Annotated in this window: 14 protein-coding genes; 5 read left to right on the forward strand and 9 right to left on the reverse strand. The window is 46.2% G+C overall.

Annotated elements, in window-relative coordinates:
* Positions 1–60: 60 nt before the first annotated feature.
* Positions 61–678, reverse strand: a complete 618-nt coding sequence (locus QY318_00600) for a hypothetical protein (GenBank protein ID WKZ31260.1) — start codon at positions 676–678, stop codon at positions 61–63.
* Positions 678–3,308 carry a DNA mismatch repair protein MutS gene (gene mutS / locus QY318_00605; GenBank protein WKZ31261.1) on the reverse strand — a complete coding sequence of 877 codons (2,631 nt, stop codon included), beginning with the start codon at positions 3,306–3,308 and terminating at the stop codon, positions 678–680. The genes QY318_00600 and mutS overlap by 1 nt, the downstream gene beginning before the upstream one ends.
* 2 nt (positions 3,309–3,310) lie before the next feature.
* On the opposite strand from mutS, the gene QY318_00610 reads away from it, so the two are divergent.
* A complete protein-coding gene (locus QY318_00610) occupies positions 3,311–3,730 on the forward strand; it encodes a hypothetical protein (GenBank protein ID WKZ31262.1) in 420 nt (139 codons plus the stop codon).
* Between the two features lie 35 nt (positions 3,731–3,765).
* Here QY318_00610 and QY318_00615 read toward each other — a convergent pair whose 3' ends face one another.
* Entirely contained in the window at positions 3,766–4,242 is a 477-nt protein-coding gene (locus QY318_00615; GenBank protein ID WKZ31263.1) for a hypothetical protein, read from the reverse strand.
* Between the two features lie 163 nt (positions 4,243–4,405).
* Positions 4,406–7,279, reverse strand: a complete 2,874-nt coding sequence (locus tag QY318_00620) for a PEP/pyruvate-binding domain-containing protein (protein WKZ31264.1) — start codon at positions 7,277–7,279, stop codon at positions 4,406–4,408.
* Between the two features lie 164 nt (positions 7,280–7,443).
* Between QY318_00620 and QY318_00625 the strand changes: the two genes are divergently transcribed.
* Positions 7,444–7,572, forward strand: a complete 129-nt coding sequence (locus tag QY318_00625; protein ID WKZ31265.1) for a hypothetical protein — start codon at positions 7,444–7,446, stop codon at positions 7,570–7,572.
* Here the strand turns inward: QY318_00625 and QY318_00630 are convergent.
* Genes QY318_00630 through QY318_00645 form a run of 4 tightly spaced genes read right to left on the reverse strand, consistent with a single transcriptional unit; the run spans position 7,569 to position 11,962 of the window.
* Entirely contained in the window at positions 7,569–8,807 is a 1,239-nt protein-coding gene (locus QY318_00630; protein WKZ31266.1) for an AI-2E family transporter, read from the reverse strand. The genes QY318_00625 and QY318_00630 overlap by 4 nt on opposite strands.
* Complete coding sequence (locus tag QY318_00635) at positions 8,794–9,471, reverse strand: DUF2085 domain-containing protein (GenBank protein ID WKZ31267.1); 678 nt, start codon at positions 9,469–9,471, stop codon at positions 8,794–8,796. The genes QY318_00630 and QY318_00635 overlap by 14 nt, the downstream gene beginning before the upstream one ends.
* On the reverse strand, positions 9,468–11,135 hold the full coding sequence (locus tag QY318_00640) for a hypothetical protein (protein WKZ31268.1): 1,668 nt from the start codon (positions 11,133–11,135) through the stop codon (positions 9,468–9,470). Before QY318_00640 ends, QY318_00635 begins: the two co-directional genes overlap by 4 nt.
* Positions 11,136–11,164: 29 nt before the next feature.
* Positions 11,165–11,962: a hypothetical protein gene (locus tag QY318_00645; protein ID WKZ31269.1), complete on the reverse strand. Its 798-nt coding sequence runs from the start codon at positions 11,960–11,962 to the stop codon at positions 11,165–11,167.
* Between the two features lie 98 nt (positions 11,963–12,060).
* On the opposite strand from QY318_00645, the gene QY318_00650 reads away from it, so the two are divergent.
* A complete protein-coding gene (locus tag QY318_00650) occupies positions 12,061–13,860 on the forward strand; it encodes a glycosyltransferase family 39 protein (protein ID WKZ31270.1) in 1,800 nt (599 codons plus the stop codon).
* An 82-nt stretch (positions 13,861–13,942) separates the two neighbouring features.
* On the forward strand, positions 13,943–14,674 hold the full coding sequence (locus tag QY318_00655) for a hypothetical protein (protein ID WKZ31271.1): 732 nt from the start codon (positions 13,943–13,945) through the stop codon (positions 14,672–14,674).
* Between the two features lie 8 nt (positions 14,675–14,682).
* Here QY318_00655 and QY318_00660 read toward each other — a convergent pair whose 3' ends face one another.
* Entirely contained in the window at positions 14,683–15,711 is a 1,029-nt protein-coding gene (locus tag QY318_00660) for a hypothetical protein (protein WKZ31272.1), read from the reverse strand.
* A 237-nt stretch (positions 15,712–15,948) separates the two neighbouring features.
* Here QY318_00660 and QY318_00665 point away from each other — a divergent pair, with 237 nt between their 5' ends.
* Entirely contained in the window at positions 15,949–16,653 is a 705-nt protein-coding gene (locus QY318_00665; protein ID WKZ31273.1) for a sortase, read from the forward strand.
* Positions 16,654–16,817 lie beyond the last annotated feature (164 nt).

Below are 16,817 nucleotides of genomic sequence, written 5' to 3' on the forward strand. Positions count from 1 at the left end.
TATAGGGATTATACACTACTTGTAGTTTGCATTAGATGCAACGAAATTACATTGAGAACATTACTCCGCTTCAACAGGCCAGTTCAATTTCATAAACCAGCTATTAAATATCTCTTTCGAGACAATTAGCCTACTGTTGTACTCCCCGAAGTCGAAGATCCTGCCAGTAAACCGACTTGGCTTGAGGTTCCCAGCGAGTATTTCTATACCCTCGTCACTTGCGACGCTTTCATACAATTTACCGAAGCTAGCCACAGGATCTACATCGATAGATGACAGTAACACTGGTGCTCTGAATTCATAATTCCGATACAGCAGGAAGTAGCCTTGATCAGTAACAACCAGCATCGCCATATTCCTATTTGTGTCCATTACTCCGTAGCATGCATTCTGAGCTGTACCGAACTTCCCATCCTGTTCAAGCCCTGTAAACCCAGTAAAGATTATAACCCTTGATTTTTCAATCATCTCAAGAGATTCATTTCCATTTTCATACTCCATAATCATCTCCTCCATCAAGGGAACAACTGCCGAGTAGTATGCTGTTTCTCCATCATTATGCTTGACCCATGGTGCACGATTGAATTCTTCCATGTACAGCTCGAGGGGAAATCGCTCACTCTTCTCTCCGTACTCAACTGCCAGGTTTTCTAATCTCTCACTACTTGGTCCACCCATCACTCAAACCTCCTCTTCAACTCCACCAGCTTATTCAGCGCCTCCACCGGCGTCATCCCATCTAGATCCAGCCCTTTCAACTCATTAATAAGCTCCGACTCCTGCGCAGAGAAGAATGATAATTGATCAATGCTAGCTGCTTTGCTCGATTTCCCCTTAGTCGCTGCTGCTATCTGCTCATCATCAGACTCGCCCTTGCCATTTGATAGAGTAGAGAGGATCTCATTCGCTCGCGTTACCACCTCCTCAGGCAATCCAGCCAGCTGCGCTACATAGATGCCGTAGCTCCGATCAGTACCACCCTCGACGATCTTCCGCATGAAAGTTACTTCGCCTTTCTCCTCATCCTCGCTCACCATCACATTGTAGTTGCGGACAAATTCAGGGTGCTCGGCTGCCAGCTTCAGCAGCTCGTGATAATGGGTAGCAAACAGTGTGCGAGCCTTGACTCGACTCACAAGATACTCGGAGAGAGCCCATGCAATGCTTACACCATCGTAGGTGCTTGTACCTCGACCCACCTCATCCAGTATCACCAGGCTGTTTTCGGTCGCATTATTCAATATATTTGCCGCTTCCTCCATCTCCACCATAAATGTGCTCCGTCCCTGGCTCAGATTGTCTGAAGCACCTACTCGTGAGAACACACGATCGACCAGCGAGATCTCAGCATCATTTGCTGGCACGAATGAGCCGATCTGCGCCATCAAGACGATAAGTGCGATCTGACGGATATAGGTTGATTTACCCGACATATTGGGGCCGGTGATGATGGCCATGCGATTGCCCATGATTGTCACATCGACATCGTTTGATACAAACTCATCATCTGAGATCTTCTCGACTACAGGGTGGCGGCCACCTGCTATCTTTAAAACTCCGTCGCGCACACCAAAATCATGCATGATAGGCTTGATGTAAAGATTTGACCGCGCAATATTTGCAAACCCGGCCAGGACATCAAGCTTGCCAGTCTCATGAGATAGCTGCTTGATCGCTGTGAGGTAGGGGAGCAGCTCTTCCCGCAGCTCTTGGAAGATATTGTACTCGAGCTTGAAAAGCCTCTCCTCAGCGCCAAGGATCACCTCTTCTTTCTTCTTCAGCTCATCGGTAATGAAGCGCTCGCAATTTACCAAAGTCTGCTTGCGGATATAGTAGCCGGGGACTTTATCAATATGCGCATTAGTGACTTCTATGTAGTAGCCAAAAACCTTGTTGAATCCGATCTTGAGCGATGGGATGCCGGTCTTCGCTTTCTCGACCTCAACCATCTCTTGGACCCACTCGTTTTTCTGGCCTGAGTTGCTGCTGCCAGCCAGTGATCTTAATTCATCTACCTCTGGGCTGTAACCGGCTTTGACAATTCCACCCTCACTTATCGTAGTAGGTGGTGAATCCGAGATTGTAGAGTCAAGGCGGGTGATCAGGCTATTTATTGGGAGTTTTTCGTCGGAGAAGAGCTGGGCGAATTTAAATTTCTCAAGCAGCTCGCTATGCTCTGCTAATCTATCAGATATTTGCAGCATATTTTGCAATGAAAGCTGCAACCCTTTCAAGTCGCGCGCTGAGGCTCTGTTTAGACCGACTTTGCCGACAATTCGCTCTGTGTCGCTTACTTCAGATAGAAGCTTGCGGATTTCATTAAGTAGCTCAAAGTCATTGTGAAAATACTCGACAACTTCATGCCTTTCATTAATTTCATGAAGATTAAGCAGCGGATTAATTACCCAAGAGTAGAGCATACGCCTGCCCATGACAGTACGAGTGTCATCGAGCACCTCAAGCAGTGTGTCGTGAGATTGCCCAGTGTAGGAGTTCTGCACCAGGTCGAGGTTGCGGATTGTCGCTCGATCAAGAACCATCGTGCCCTGAGTCGAGAAGTATTGCGGTCTGCTGATATGCTCTGGGTTCATTTTCTGCGTATCCAAGATATAGCTGATAAGCATGGAAGCAGCTCTGGCCGCTAACTTATAGTCCGCTATAAAAAGCGAATCCAAGCTTTTCGCTTTATAGAATTCTTTGAGCGTCTTCTCAGCGGCGGCTGGCTTGCTCTCTGCAGCGCTGATAAGCTGCACAGGGATTTCATTAAATTTTAATGAAGTCTCGGAGTCCGGAAGCAAAATCTCTACAGGGTCGTGCGCCGCAATTAATGAATTTAATGAATCCCGACTCAGCGGAATCTCAGTAATCTTAAATTCACCAGTTGAGAGATCTGCAAATGCAACGCCGATCTTTTCCTTATCCTGCACGACAGCCATCACATATGGATTTTTGCGCGAATCGGCCAGATCGCCATCAAGCGTACCTGGCGTGACTACTCGAGTGACACCTCTTTTAACTACTCCCTTGGCCAGCTTAGGATCCTCAAGCTGATCAACAACAACAGCGCTGTGGCCTGATTTGATGATCTTGGGCAGATATTGATCAAGCGCATGGTGTGGGAAACCGGCAAGTGGGGTAGGGTCGGTAGCTTTGTCGCGGGTAGTTAATGTGATATTTAATACTTTAGAGGCCAGCTTGGCATCATCGCCAAATGTCTCATAGAAATCACCCATCCGAAACAGCACAATCTTGTCAGGATATTGCCTCTTGACGCCTAAATATTGTTCCATCATGGGGGTCTTTTTCATGTTTGGAGTATAACATATGGGCTGCCGCAGTGGCTTCGTTGGGGTACACGGATGTAATTATTTGCACACAAGAGTATGCCTCATCTAAAATTACAAGTGGGGCAAGAAGCTATCGTGATAATCAAGGGAAGTATGGTTTCTATCCAGAGCATGAAGATGATGTCTACTCGTATGCAGTTACAGCATTTGAGCTGATACTCGGAAGGCTACCTATGAATCTGGATCCTGACTCAGATAGATTTGAAGTCATGATGCACTATCAAAATGCCGAAGCGCGGCTATCTGTAATTGATAGGCTTGGGTTGAGCCCGGCAGTAGCTAGTCGTGTTCGTGAAGTATTCATGCGAGCGTTTGAGAATTTTGGATATTCATCGGCTGGCGCATTTCTTCAAGACTTCAAGCTGGCATATTCCCACAACTAGACTGAACGTTTATGAGCCGTAGACTGTTTACAGCTCTACGATAGACCAAACAGCGGATCACCAGAGTAATCCTTTTTGAGATTTCCCTCCAACTGTTCCAGATCCAGACGATTAGGATAGAACAATCTTGCGACTCTAGCTCCTTTTGGTACGAAATTGATGCCTACGTCCATGACATTATGCTGCGGCACTATACCTTTGTAATCAGTACCCTTAAGAGCAAGTCCAAATTGATCTCTTTCATACACAACCTGTATTTGTGTGAGCTCGTCAAGAGCCTCAACTACAACTACTTTGTAGATGTCATACGGGTAAAAGTATAAACGGCATTCCTGCATACTCGGCGTATCGTGTTCGCCCCTGAATAGGGTAAGCTCTGTGTGCTGATTACCGCCCGCCTCCATAGTAGCCATCTGTAATCCCCAATCGTCTGCTATATGTAACTCATTCTCTCGAGTCACCAGAGACTCACCATTGTAGATCAGAATTTCTGTGTATACGATTGTTGCCATATTTACTCCTCTGCGCAATTGATTAATTCTACGTTTAGAGCACGACCATATTATACTATGGGTTCTGCAACAATTCCATGACAAAAACAACCTTTTACGGCATTAATTTTACTCCAATCTTTGATGACCACACTTTGGACAACCACTCTAACAAAGTCGAAGCCTACATCTTCATCACCATTCTTGCTTCGGTCTCCGCGACCACTCGCTTTGCTTCCATGTAAGCCTCTGGCTTTACCATCACTCCGTAGACACCCCATTCCACAGCCTTCTTGATCAGGGCTGGATCATCCTCGGCGATTATATAGACACGCTGCTTAGAGCCGCGGGTCTGTGCCAGTATGCTCTCCAATATTTTGGCGACGCTGCCAACACTTAGGTCATAGCGGACATTTTTCTCATGGACTGAGAAGCCTTGCATCTGTCGAGCCAGCCATGGGGTATTGATAATTACACCATCAACGCCAGCTGCCAATATGTCGTCGACAAGTATCACTTCAGATGGGCGGTCGATCACTGCATATATCATAAGTGTGGTTGTGCGTCGCAATCCGGCTGCCGACATCTCTTTCTTGATATCTTTCAATAGGCTGCCATTAACTGGCGAGTGAAGGGCGATAGAGACGTTGCGGCTCTTGTACACGTTGCGAACTCGCTTCAGTGTAAGCATTACTTTCTCAAAGAGTCGAGTATTCTGCATATAGCGGGCGACACCATTCATCTCGTCGGGGAGATCTTTCCCTTCCATCGATGTACCCTTAACTAGCTCGCGGAACATGCCTACTGTGCCTGAGCCTAGTGATACAATAACCTCATTGCCTTTGGCTACATCAGAGAACTCATCGATCATTACTTCAATATCTTTTGAATATTCACGGTATTTCTTCTCCTCGGCATAGGCGAGTGGGTGACGACCTTTTTCTACCATCACCATATCAAGATCGAGTAGGCCGTAGCCATCGGTCACATCTTTCAGGTCGTTATATTTCTCAACCCTTGCGCCATACTCTGGTGTTAACATTACCTTGGTAGCGGTTGCCATCTTGACAACCTGATCAGGTTTCGACGGTGTTGATTGAGCGTTATCTACAGCTCCCGTTTGTGCAATAGCATTCTGCAGCTGGTCTTCTGGCTTCTCGCGAAGGACTCGGTAGACGCTTCCAACAGTACCATCAATCTTTACCACTTCACCCTCAGTTATCAATGTCGTGGCAAGGCCTGTGCCGACTACTGCTGGGACTTCAAGCTCGCGACAAAGTATGGCCACGTCGCTTGTCAATCCACCCTCATCCATCAATACACCGCCAGCTTCAGAGATATATTTCTCCATGTCTGGTGAGAACTTCTTGAGCAGCAGGATTGTCCCTTTTGTCACAATCAGCTTATCTGGCACCTTGTCGCCGATTACTTTGACCTCACCAGTAACTGCACCGGCACTCGCTCCGATTCCTGTTAGTAGGAACTCCATATTGTCTTTCACAGACTTCACACCTAGGTCAAGAAGCTTACCAACCTGTTTCTTTTCTACTTTCTCTTTGGCCTTCTCATTCTTCTGGGCTGCTCGCTCGCTCATCTGGCGGAATTTCTCGCTCAGCTTCTCCAATGTCTTCACATCTTTCTCTCGCTCCTTATACTCCTCGACAGCCTCTTTCTTTGGCATCTGCTCGACCTCTTCCTTCAGCTCGGCTGTCTCGCGATCTAGTCGAGTCTCTTCGACGGTGTACAGATCATCAACCTTTGCACCGACTGCCTTCTTCTTGGCTTCTTCTACATCTTTTTTGGCGAGCTTCCTATCTTCTGCGGCTTCTTCAGCCATCTTCGAGGCAACTACTGTACCAATTATGGCTTTCTCTTTAAGCTTCTCCTCTTTGACTATGTCGACTGCTACATCGAATACTGTGTCTGGAGCCTTTTCTTCTGTTTTAGGCGCTTGAGTGCTGTCACTGGTCTCGAGCGGATCTTTGATAACTGGCTCTGCAGGAACCTCAGTGGCAGACGCAGCCTGCATCTGAGCTTTAGCCTCTTTCTCTTCACTCTTTGGAGCTGGCTCGATGATTGGCTTCGATTGGAGTACCCAAACAGTGCCGCTTTCCCAGAGCCACTCAATAATCTGTGGTGATCCTACGCGATCTTCAGCGATTAAAGCTACTTTGGCTACAAACTCTACATTCTTATCTTCAAGCTTCTGCTGGTGACTCCAAGCCTGCGAGATCTGGATCCTGTGGTGATCAACCTTCTGGCCAGGCTTACGATCCTGTGAGAGATTGCGAATCTTCATCCAGTCCTGAGGGGAGATATGCTTCTCGAGAATTTCAAGGTTCTTCTTGTTCAGCAGGTACTGGTCTGGGGTAATTGTACCGTCAGCGATTACATCTCCAAGTCCGAATACTGCTTCGATGCTGACTTTCTTACTATCGTTTGTGATTGGGTCAACAGTGTATGCCACTCCAGATACCTCCGGCTGGATCATTTTCTGTACTACGACCGCCATCTGTACCTCGGTAAGGTCGACAGAGTGGTTGGCTGCATATGCGACGACACTATCTCGGAAAAGTGATAGGTAGACATGCTTGACCGATTCGACCAGCGCGTTGATATTGCGGACATTTAATTCAGTCGCAAATACACCCGAGAATGATACGCCAGGATCTTTCGGATATACGACGGAGGAGCGAACTGCTACCCAGGCATTTGAGAATCCAGAGAGTCGTGAATATGCACGCAGCAATTCTTCGTAGAAATCTCTGTCAAACTCAGCCTCGAGTATAAGTTTCTCGAGCTTGCTTATATCGGGCTCCTTCGCATTCTTGATTACATTTTCTAGCTTATGGTCAAATGCTTTGAGCAAGAATTTCTTGTAAACTTCTGGAGAGATAACGAAGAACCCTGGGGTAGGGATGTCCATGCTTCTGAGCTGAAAGAGGCTTCGACCTTTGCGGCCAACTAATGCTTCATTTACATCTTTAAAGGCGTAATCCTCATGGAAGAAGATCGACTGATCTTGCGTGTCTTCAGACTTTTTAGCGAAACCGAACATGTCTAGGCAGTAATATAAGTTAGAATCATACTGAAATTATTGTAGCACCCATATCGAGATAAATCTACAATCCGCGATATACAGGCCTATATAGCACTCAACCAACTGCTTTGCAAGCAGTCGGGTGGCGTAAAACGCCGGCACCATGTATAATCCAGCACTTCATGAAATTCGATTCAACAATGAACAATAAAGTTGAATCTGCCCTTAAGACAATTTACAAAGTAGCGTTAGGCGGTGGAGTAATCCTCGCTCTCTCATTCCTGCTGAAAGTTCAGGCGTTTGCCTGTTAAATCTTCCCTTCGGCCTTCAATTTCTGATAGTTCACGTAGAAGTCGTATCCGATCTTTATAAGCACCATTGCCGGGACAGCCATGATTGCTCCGGTTATACCACCGATACTCAATCCTACTAGCAATCCTACAAATACAACAATCGGCTTAACACCAATCACATTCCCCATGATTTTTGGCACAAGAATTGCATTCTCAATCTGGTAGAACACAATATATGCACCAGCAACCATCAAGGCATTGGCGACACCGTTGCTAACCAAAGCTACAACAACCGCAGGTATAAATGAGATCACTGCTCCACCACTAGGAATCAGCTCTGCCATAGCTGCAAGCAGCGCGAGCGGAAGCGCAAATGGTACACCAAAAACAGTAAGTATTAGCCATACTGACACACCAACAATGAGCGAGAGTGCTCCTTGTCCTAGTAGCCAGCGACCAAGCTTATCCTCAACATCACGCAGCATTCCTTTCGCCAGCGTGCGTTTATTTTCGTCCATAATCCTCAGGAATACGATATCCAAGAATGTATCGTGCTCGGAGATAATGTAGATAGATAAAATAACAGAGAGGAAGAGTGAGCCTAGCACAGCACCAAAGTCAGAGATCGTCCTGAATGTCTCGGCAGCTCGATCGCCACCTGAGTTAAGGATCAATTCACCTCTAATTAGACGGCCACCATACTCGTTTAGCGCCGCGGCCACCTGCTCTGGATCTACGTCGGCCACAGCAGCAATGATGTGCGAGACATCATTGATAAGCTGCTCCTTCATTGAAGGGAAAGAGTGTGAGATCGCAGATATTTCTTGCGCGAGCGGAGCGAGCACCATAATAAGCAGAGCAATAACTATTACCGCAAGCCCGAGATATGTGATCGCAATCGCCCAGAATTTGCCAATGCCTCTGCGCATTAATTTCCTTACAGGTGGGAGCAGCACAGCTGAGAACACGAAGCCTAAGAAGAAGACCGACAATAGGCTCAGAAGCCGCATCCCGAGATAGAGCGCACCTAAGGTGATAAGCACCATTGCGATGCTTTTCCATGTGATCTCGATCTTATGGACAACGGTTGTCGGATCGACCTCGTGCCCTTTAGTTACATAATTAATGAAATTGTTCACGCCTTCTGCGCTATTTTTCGACTTCTGTGATTTGCGGCTTCGACTCGAGGCTTTCGCGCCATCTCTCTTATAATCGATCTTCCCGTTGTTGTTTACCATGCTAAGATTTTTCATTTCCTGACCCGTTTTTCTCTAATTTGGAATCTTCTCCATTATTATACAGCATCTCCAGGCTATCAAGCAGAACCGGAATTATAATCATCGCAAACCCAATCCCGAAAAGTGCGCCTGTAACAATTCGCTTAGGGATATTGTCGTAATAAGCCTCCGGTAGCTGTCCGACTAGGAAAAACTCTGTCGCATACTGAAATACCCCATCGACCGCCATAGGCATCATAAAGAGCAGTATCATCCACCACGGAAATTTCTTCACCCTCTTCTTCTTGCGCGCTATTGCCAAGTAGATCCACCCAAAGATCAGGAATGCTAAATAGAGTGGCACATCTCTCATGCAGAGGGGCATCTTATACCCCATCTCCGAATTTCCCACATATGGATAGCCGAAGAATCGCTCATCAAACGGCTCCGGAATCTCCGGGTTTTCAAGCGGAATCACGCCGGCTTCTTGCAGCTCATCACGTGTGTAGAAATTTATTATCCCTTCCTCACCAAATAGAAATGCCGACCTCTCCACCCTCTGGTGGCAGAAAATTCTATATATCGAGTGTATCCCCATGCCAGCATCTGTGAAGCCAAGCCTCAGCAAAGTTGGCGCAGCAAATGCCAACAGTACATATATGGATACAAATATTAGAAGGATCTCGGGTAATCTTCTCATAAGTGTGGCGTCTCAGAAATTATATTTTGGTCAATTAGAACAACCTTTAGCTGATAGTAGCTCTCAGGGATCAGGTCACTTATCAGGCTCGATTCTGCAGCAGTAGTGGTCCACATTTTATAGATCTCCGCGATATCGCTGTTTCGCACCCGTGACTGGGTCAGCATGAGAAAATCCGGCTCAGACTTAATATCAAGCATTGACCCTAGAGCCAAGACACGATCGCCATCTTTCGAGCTACCAATCGCAATTAGCGGTAAGATCTCTAGCCACTCAAGTAGCAGTCTCGAGCATTCCCGCCCAAGCAGTGTGGCAATTATGCTTAGCCTGTACTTCGCTGTAGCCTGATTATCTTTCATCCACTCGCGAAGCTCTTTTGCCAACTCTAGCTCCTCTTTGGAGGCGACAAGTATGAGCGGCTTCACCTCAAGAGTGATCAAGCTACATAGTAACTCAATCTGCTTATCCAGCATCTCTAGCAAGTCTGTAGCCACTGGCAGCCTCTCCCTATCGATCTCCCAGTTGGGTGAAAGCTCTTGGTCTGGCTGCTGCTCGAGCTTACTGTTTACATAATCATCAAATATCCCTCCTAGCATCACCAGCTTGGCGTTGCCCTTGCTTAGCGAGGCAATGCCGTGCTCGTAATACTCGCTTTTATCCCTCAATTCTGCCTGCATCGAGACATCGGTAGAGACCAGCCTTGAGACATGACGTATCGATGTTGGATCATCCTTGTCGGCAAGTTCGTTGTAGGGCAGCGGCTCCTGCCTCTTGCGGCTGCTTTTATCAAGCACATCTTGTAGATCTGCCAGGTATAGCTCTCGACCAAGCTCGGAGACAATATCGGGTAGCTGTGCAAGAGTTCGCTTCGTAGCGACTTCGGTCTTTCCAGCCGTGTCAAATCTCACCGTAGCCTTATCCATCCCGTGAGCTTTGTAAAATTGCACGAGCTTGAGCAGCTTGTCATTTAGCGACATGCGTACCTTTGATAGTTGATTCATCATGAAGAGCCACTCTTTTTCTGAGATCTCGTAATGCTGGGCTAATTGCATAGGAGAAGACTTTGGAAGTCGCGCCATATATGCCAAAACCTCATCTAGCAATGACTCAATATACTTGCTTTGGTCGTTATCTTGCTCAGGTAGCTTTAGATCTGGCATCAATACGTTGAGGAATTCTAGCAGCCTGGATAAGCCATCCTCAGATAGTGAGAGCATAGCTTCGTCGTTTATAACTCCGAGGTCGCGCAATGTTCTCGCCAGTGTGCCTCGATCAGCTGGGTAGCTATTGGCATACATTATTAATGCCAAGCGAAGGGTAGGGGAGTCCTGCTTGGAAAAATAGCGATTTCTTCTAAAGAGTGCGCCAAGCTTATATTTGTTATCTAGAAGTAGGATCGCTCTAAATATTGGCTCGAAATCCGCTATCCGATCTGAGTTGTGCGGCTTTGTAACTATTTCTTGCATAGGCTGAGCAACAGGGGGAGCAACTGATTGTGGCGCCGACACTTCGCGCTCGGGTTGAGCTACAGGTATATTTTCAGACATGCCGCCGGTAGTAGGATGGTCACTTGCGTCGCTCATCTCTGCCTCTTTCAGCTTTTTCGGGTCGATCCGGTCTATAAGATCTTGATATTTACTACTCATACCGTAAGTATATCGCATTGGAGCGACAAAGGTATATGCGAAGCTGGTTACAAGCCACTTGCCTGAGCTCCCGGGGTAACAATATCACTCACAAGTTGGTAGAAGTACTCACAAGCCTCCTCAAAACCAGTCCTATATATTGCATCAAGCGGGAACTGCGCATTGTGCAGATAGAAGTGTGCCGTTGATTCTGATTGTCGCAACATCTCAACGGAATCAACAAACCGCTGCTTCAAATTGTCACGCACAGCTCCTGAGCTATCGATCCTATGGAATGAATCAGACCATGAGTCGGGCATAACAAAAACCACAGCGATATTAAATAGCCCTTTCAGCTTGCGACGCAGTTCAAGCACAGCGTCCGGCTCATTCACGATTAGGGGGGTGCGGCCTGCTGCTAACGCCTCATCTAGACTGCTTTTGGGCAACCCATAAAGGTTGCCATGGGTTGTACTGCTTTCAATTAGCTCGTACTCGTTTATCAGATTCTCATGATACTGCTCAATGCTTTCATCACCTTTGCGTAGTCGCATAAACTTAAATGCAAATCCATCTTCACCGTGCCGCCTCAGCCTGGTGGTAGCAGTCTTAACCCTAGTGACCAGCCCACGCTCTTCTAATTGAGCGGCCAGGCTTGATTTACCTGAGCCTACGATTCCATTGACCATTATGAGCCATGGTAACCCCGGCTCATTAAGAAGCTCAACCTCCTCGTTGCGATATACGCGAGGAATCGTCTTATACGGAATATGCTCTCTCAAGTACTTGGAAAGTGGATATGTACTATCCAGCTCCTGTACAAACTGATCTACCGGTTGGTCTGTGCTGATTTTTGGCGTACTCATGAGGGCGGGCAGGGTAGAGATTAATTAGAAATTGGATTAATATCAAAGGAGCATTGATCGCACTCCTTAAGAATAATTACAATAATTGTAGCATCAATATGAACTCAAAAGCACCAAAAAATAGCGACCGCCTTAAGAATGCATTTTTTGTGTGGATTTTGCCGGTATTTCTTGCATTGCTCTATTTCATCATTGCCTCGACAGCAATCCATGGCAAGAGCATGACACAAGATGAGAAATATCACATCACCCGAGGCATAATACTGCTTGAGACAGGCGATCTAAGGCTCAATATCCACCATCCATATATTGCAAATGTATTAAATGCTTTGCCGCTATATCTGTTTGAGGATGTAGAGCTACCTAGCGAAAATTCTCTCGCATGGCAGGAGGGGAATAAAGATCTCTTCACCGACGAATTGATGCAGGCAAATGGAGGAGAGCTCGAGTTTGCATCACAATATATATTCCAGGCTCGTCTTGTATCCATCTTTATCACCTCGATATTCATATTTTTCTTCTATACATTTATCAGGAGGTGCTGGGGGATAACAGAGGCCGTAATCTCGACGATACTGCTGGCATTTAGCCCGACATTCCTTGCCCATGGTGCATTGGCGACCACTGATATATTTTCAGCTATCACGATCTTCATGGCCACAGCTGCATTATGGAGGTATATGGTGACCGACCTAGATGAGAAGGTTAGCCGCAGGTGGGCATTAGCCCTATTCATTTTGGCCTCTTTCCTTGCCTTAATGAGCAAATATAGTGCGGTCCCGTTGGCGCTGCTCTGGCTACTGATCTTATGGCTCGACGGTATCAAAAGGTATGCAGCAAGCTTTGGGACATATGCAAAGACTAATAATACGAGATGGCGCACCTTCATCCATTCGGTTGCCCAATCTAGCTTTATTGTGTTGCTGGTAGCTGTCTCATGGGTCGGGTTGATGTTTATGGCCTACAGGCTAGAGTTTGGGACAATGCAGCAGACTGTGTTGTATCAGGACAATAGCAGCTTTGACACAAACTATCAGGTTGATAAAGATAGTCTGATATTTGCGGATCAGCTCCAGTATATCTTTGAAGAGGTCCAGCTTCCGTTCCCACATTATTTCCGTGGATTCATGGAGAATGTGATCCTTCACAATGTTAATCAGCACGAGACATTTTTTATTGGCCAGTATAAAGATATCCCACCGACATATCATCTAGGCGCCTTTCTGCTGAAAGAGCCTGTTATCACCGTAGCTTTTTCAATTTTTTCGATCACGATACTTGGGTACTACGGTGTGTTGTCAGCTCTGAATCATATAAATGCCCGCAAAGAGAGTGTAGTTAGACACCGAATCCCTGTAGCCTTTCCTATCCTCTTTGCGCTTGTGCCCGCTTTCATATTTATAACTATCTCCTTTAGTAGCATCAAACTGGGGATCAGGCATATCGCACCGGTACTCCCATTTATCTACATGGCGAGCGGGGTAGTGGTGGCCTACTATTTTAGGAGGCAAATTGTGGCTAGGGTACTGGTAATTGTAGCACTCGCATTGATCGCGTTGGACATACTATTTGCATACCCGGAGTATGTGAACTATTTCAGTACAGCCATTGGTGGAGATCGAAACGGCTATAAGTATCTGCACGACAGCAACTTGGATTGGGGGCAGAATGAGTTTATGGTCGAAGAATACATTGACGAGCATCCAGCATATGACGCGCAGTACAGGCCAGGCACAATAGAGCGGGGGAGATATTATGTAATCTCCGTCTCGGAGCTTTTCGGTGATCCGTTATATGTGCCAAGATATGCCCTGGAGCTTCATGAAATGTATGATTCGGGTGAGCTGAAATTGGTGGATTGGATTTCGAACACGCATTGGGTAGTATATACTGAGTAACCAGCACACACTATACTTACTCATTAATTATAGTTAATGAGTCGTGAAATGCTACGCATTATAGGTTAGCGGAGAGAAAATAATGGCCTTCCAATTCTTAAAAAATATCTTTAGTAGCAACAGTGCAAATGTCATGACTTTTTACCAGCTCTACCAGAAGATGAGGGCCTGGAACAAGAGCGGCACCTTCCCATATGAATTTGAGCTACCGGATGTCATCAGCTTTCCCGAAGATTTCTGGAAAAAGGTGATCGAGCTTTACAAATTAACCAAATCGGACGGCAACGAGCGTGCAATCTCAGTCTTCTGGGCTGACGGCGAGCTAGTACTATCATCAGTAGTCCGCGGCGACAGTCGATCGGTCAAACCAAACAACAAGATCCGTGTCTCATATGTCCAAAGCAAGCACCAAGGATATTTAACAAAAGAGGTATATGTCGACGAGAAGAAGTATATGAGCAAGGATGTCTACCATAAGCGCGCACCAAAGGAGATTGAGATTAAATATCTCTTCAATATGCACACTCACCCACCTCATAATATGCAGGACGGCAGCACCTTCTACTCATTTTTCTCTTTGCAAGACCTGCGCTCGCTACTTGGGTCAAATGCTGTAATCACAGGCATGATAGGGGATAAGCTATGGCTCTTGTTCAGGACGGTCAAAACACCTCAGCTTCCAGCAGACTTTGAGGAGCGTGAGATAAGTGTGGAGACATTGGGGAGTAGATTGGAGCTAGGGGTGTATTCGGGGGATTTCAACGGAAAGCTGTATCGCCACAAGCCAGCCGGCATGGCTGACTCGCAGCAATAGCTCAATAACTAATTCTTCTTCAATTTCACTGCCACCAGCCCTGCATTCAATCCAAAGATTGCCAAGGCCAAGATTCCAAATAGCAACATCAACTTATTACCGAAGAGGAAGTCCATTGCCGCCTCCAATTCTCCGGCTGCTTCTGGCAAGTCTGCACCTGTGTCTGAGTCTGGAATTCCGTCGCCATCTGTGTCTACGCCGATATCACGGATTCCATCACCATCAAGGTCACCACCTGGCACATACTCTACGACAACTTCCTGATCAACTTCTGTCCTGTTGCCAGCCTCATCCTCAAGCGCTACAGAGATGCTGTTCTCACCCTCACTAAGGATAATCCCCTTGATCTCGAAGTCTCCATTTTCATCTGACATGGTGGTGTACTCTTTTCCGTCAATTTCTACAATTACCTTAGTATTAGGATCTGTATTGCCCCTGATTGTCATTTCATTTCCGCTGACCACCTTCTCATAGTCGAGCTTCGCATCAGACGATGGAGGAGTTCTATCAACGATTACTCGCTCTACATCACTTTTCTCGCTGCGCTGCTTCAGTGGGAAACCACGTACATATGCGGCTTGAATTTCATACTCCCTCTCATCTTCTGCTTCAATTTCAATCTCGAAATCACCATCGTCATCAGCCTCTGCAAGTTCAGTATAGACATTCCCGTCAACCCAGAACATTACAGTTCCGTTGTCGACAGTCTCGCCTGTGACCCTTATCTGATCTCGATTTGTGATAGCCGGAGCCTGAATGCTCGGTACTGGAAGATCTCCATTCACTGAGGCTGGTCTTCGCGAGAGAGCGACAACCAATATTGCTAGCAATACAAACAGAATGCCGAGCACAATCAGCGCGGTCCCGATAAATCTGGCCAGGAAGCTATCTTCACGTGGCGTCATCTTATCGTTTACCTTGTCGATCATTGCCTTCTCTTCGGTTTTTGTAGTAGTTGTAGTTTGGACAGTTTGATTTTTTGGAGGTTGAGCCTTTTTGGCTGCGCTACCGTTATTATTTGGCTTGTTATTAGCCATTAGAATCAAACTTATAAATTATTTATCTATGCCATTTTATATTAGCCTATTGGCCATTGCAACCGCTAACTTATAGTACGATGCTTTTCAAGCAAGTAATGACGGCCAATAAAGGAAAAGCGGTCAAAGATTAAATATATACAAACAGTAGCTCAGCTACATCAATTTGATGATGTTATCACTAGCTTAACTTATGGTACCGGCTATAGGTTAGCTGCATGGTATAATTTCGACGAAATGAAGCTACTTCTGAAACTATTCTCAATATTCATGCTACTACTGTTCGCCGGAGCGGTTGGTTTTTTAATTGCCTATCCAAACTATGGCGACCTCACACTGTATAAGTCGCAGCTGGACAGCTACAACATTACCCACAATTTCACTCTACAACTATTTACAAAGCTTTCACCATTAACATTTGACGCCTATCAAGCCGATTATCGAGAATCATCCTCAGTAGAGTATGCTGACCCGGCACTCTTGATCAAGTATCTCAACGAAGGCAAAGTGAAGCTTGATCTCGAAAAGAAAAATACTACTATCCGAGTAGACTCAGTAAACATTGGTGGCTCAATACATGATGGTGAAAACCCTGACACTATGCTGGATGGACCTTGGCGATTCCCTCTATCTTCTGGCCCTGGCGAGCGCGGCAACATGGTGATCTTCGGCCATAGGTATGCAGAATTACCGCCAAGTACAAATACCTTCTTTAACCTAGACAAGATAAGGGTCGGGGACAAGATCGTAGTGGAGCAGGAGGGCGATATTGCCTATACCTATACGGTAGTGAGCACACAGGTTGTCGAGAAAAATGACCGAACGGTGCTGCAGTCATATGGCGATCATCGAATTACCTTAATTACCTGTACACCACTTTGGACATCGCAGAAGCGTCTCGCAATTGTCGGAATACTGGACAGAGGCTACAGGAGGATTTAGGCCGCTAACCTATAATGCGTAGCATTTCACGGCTTATTTGGCATAATTAATGAGCAAGTATAGTGTGTGAAGCCACTCCTTATATGAAGTAATTTTAATGAAATTATCGAGATCGGCTATCACCGTGCAATTGCATAGCGTACTATAAGTTAGCGGGGTGGGCA

This window comes from Candidatus Dojkabacteria bacterium, assembly GCA_030583845.1.
Taxonomy (GTDB): Bacteria; Patescibacteriota; Dojkabacteria; order SC72; family JAHDCA01.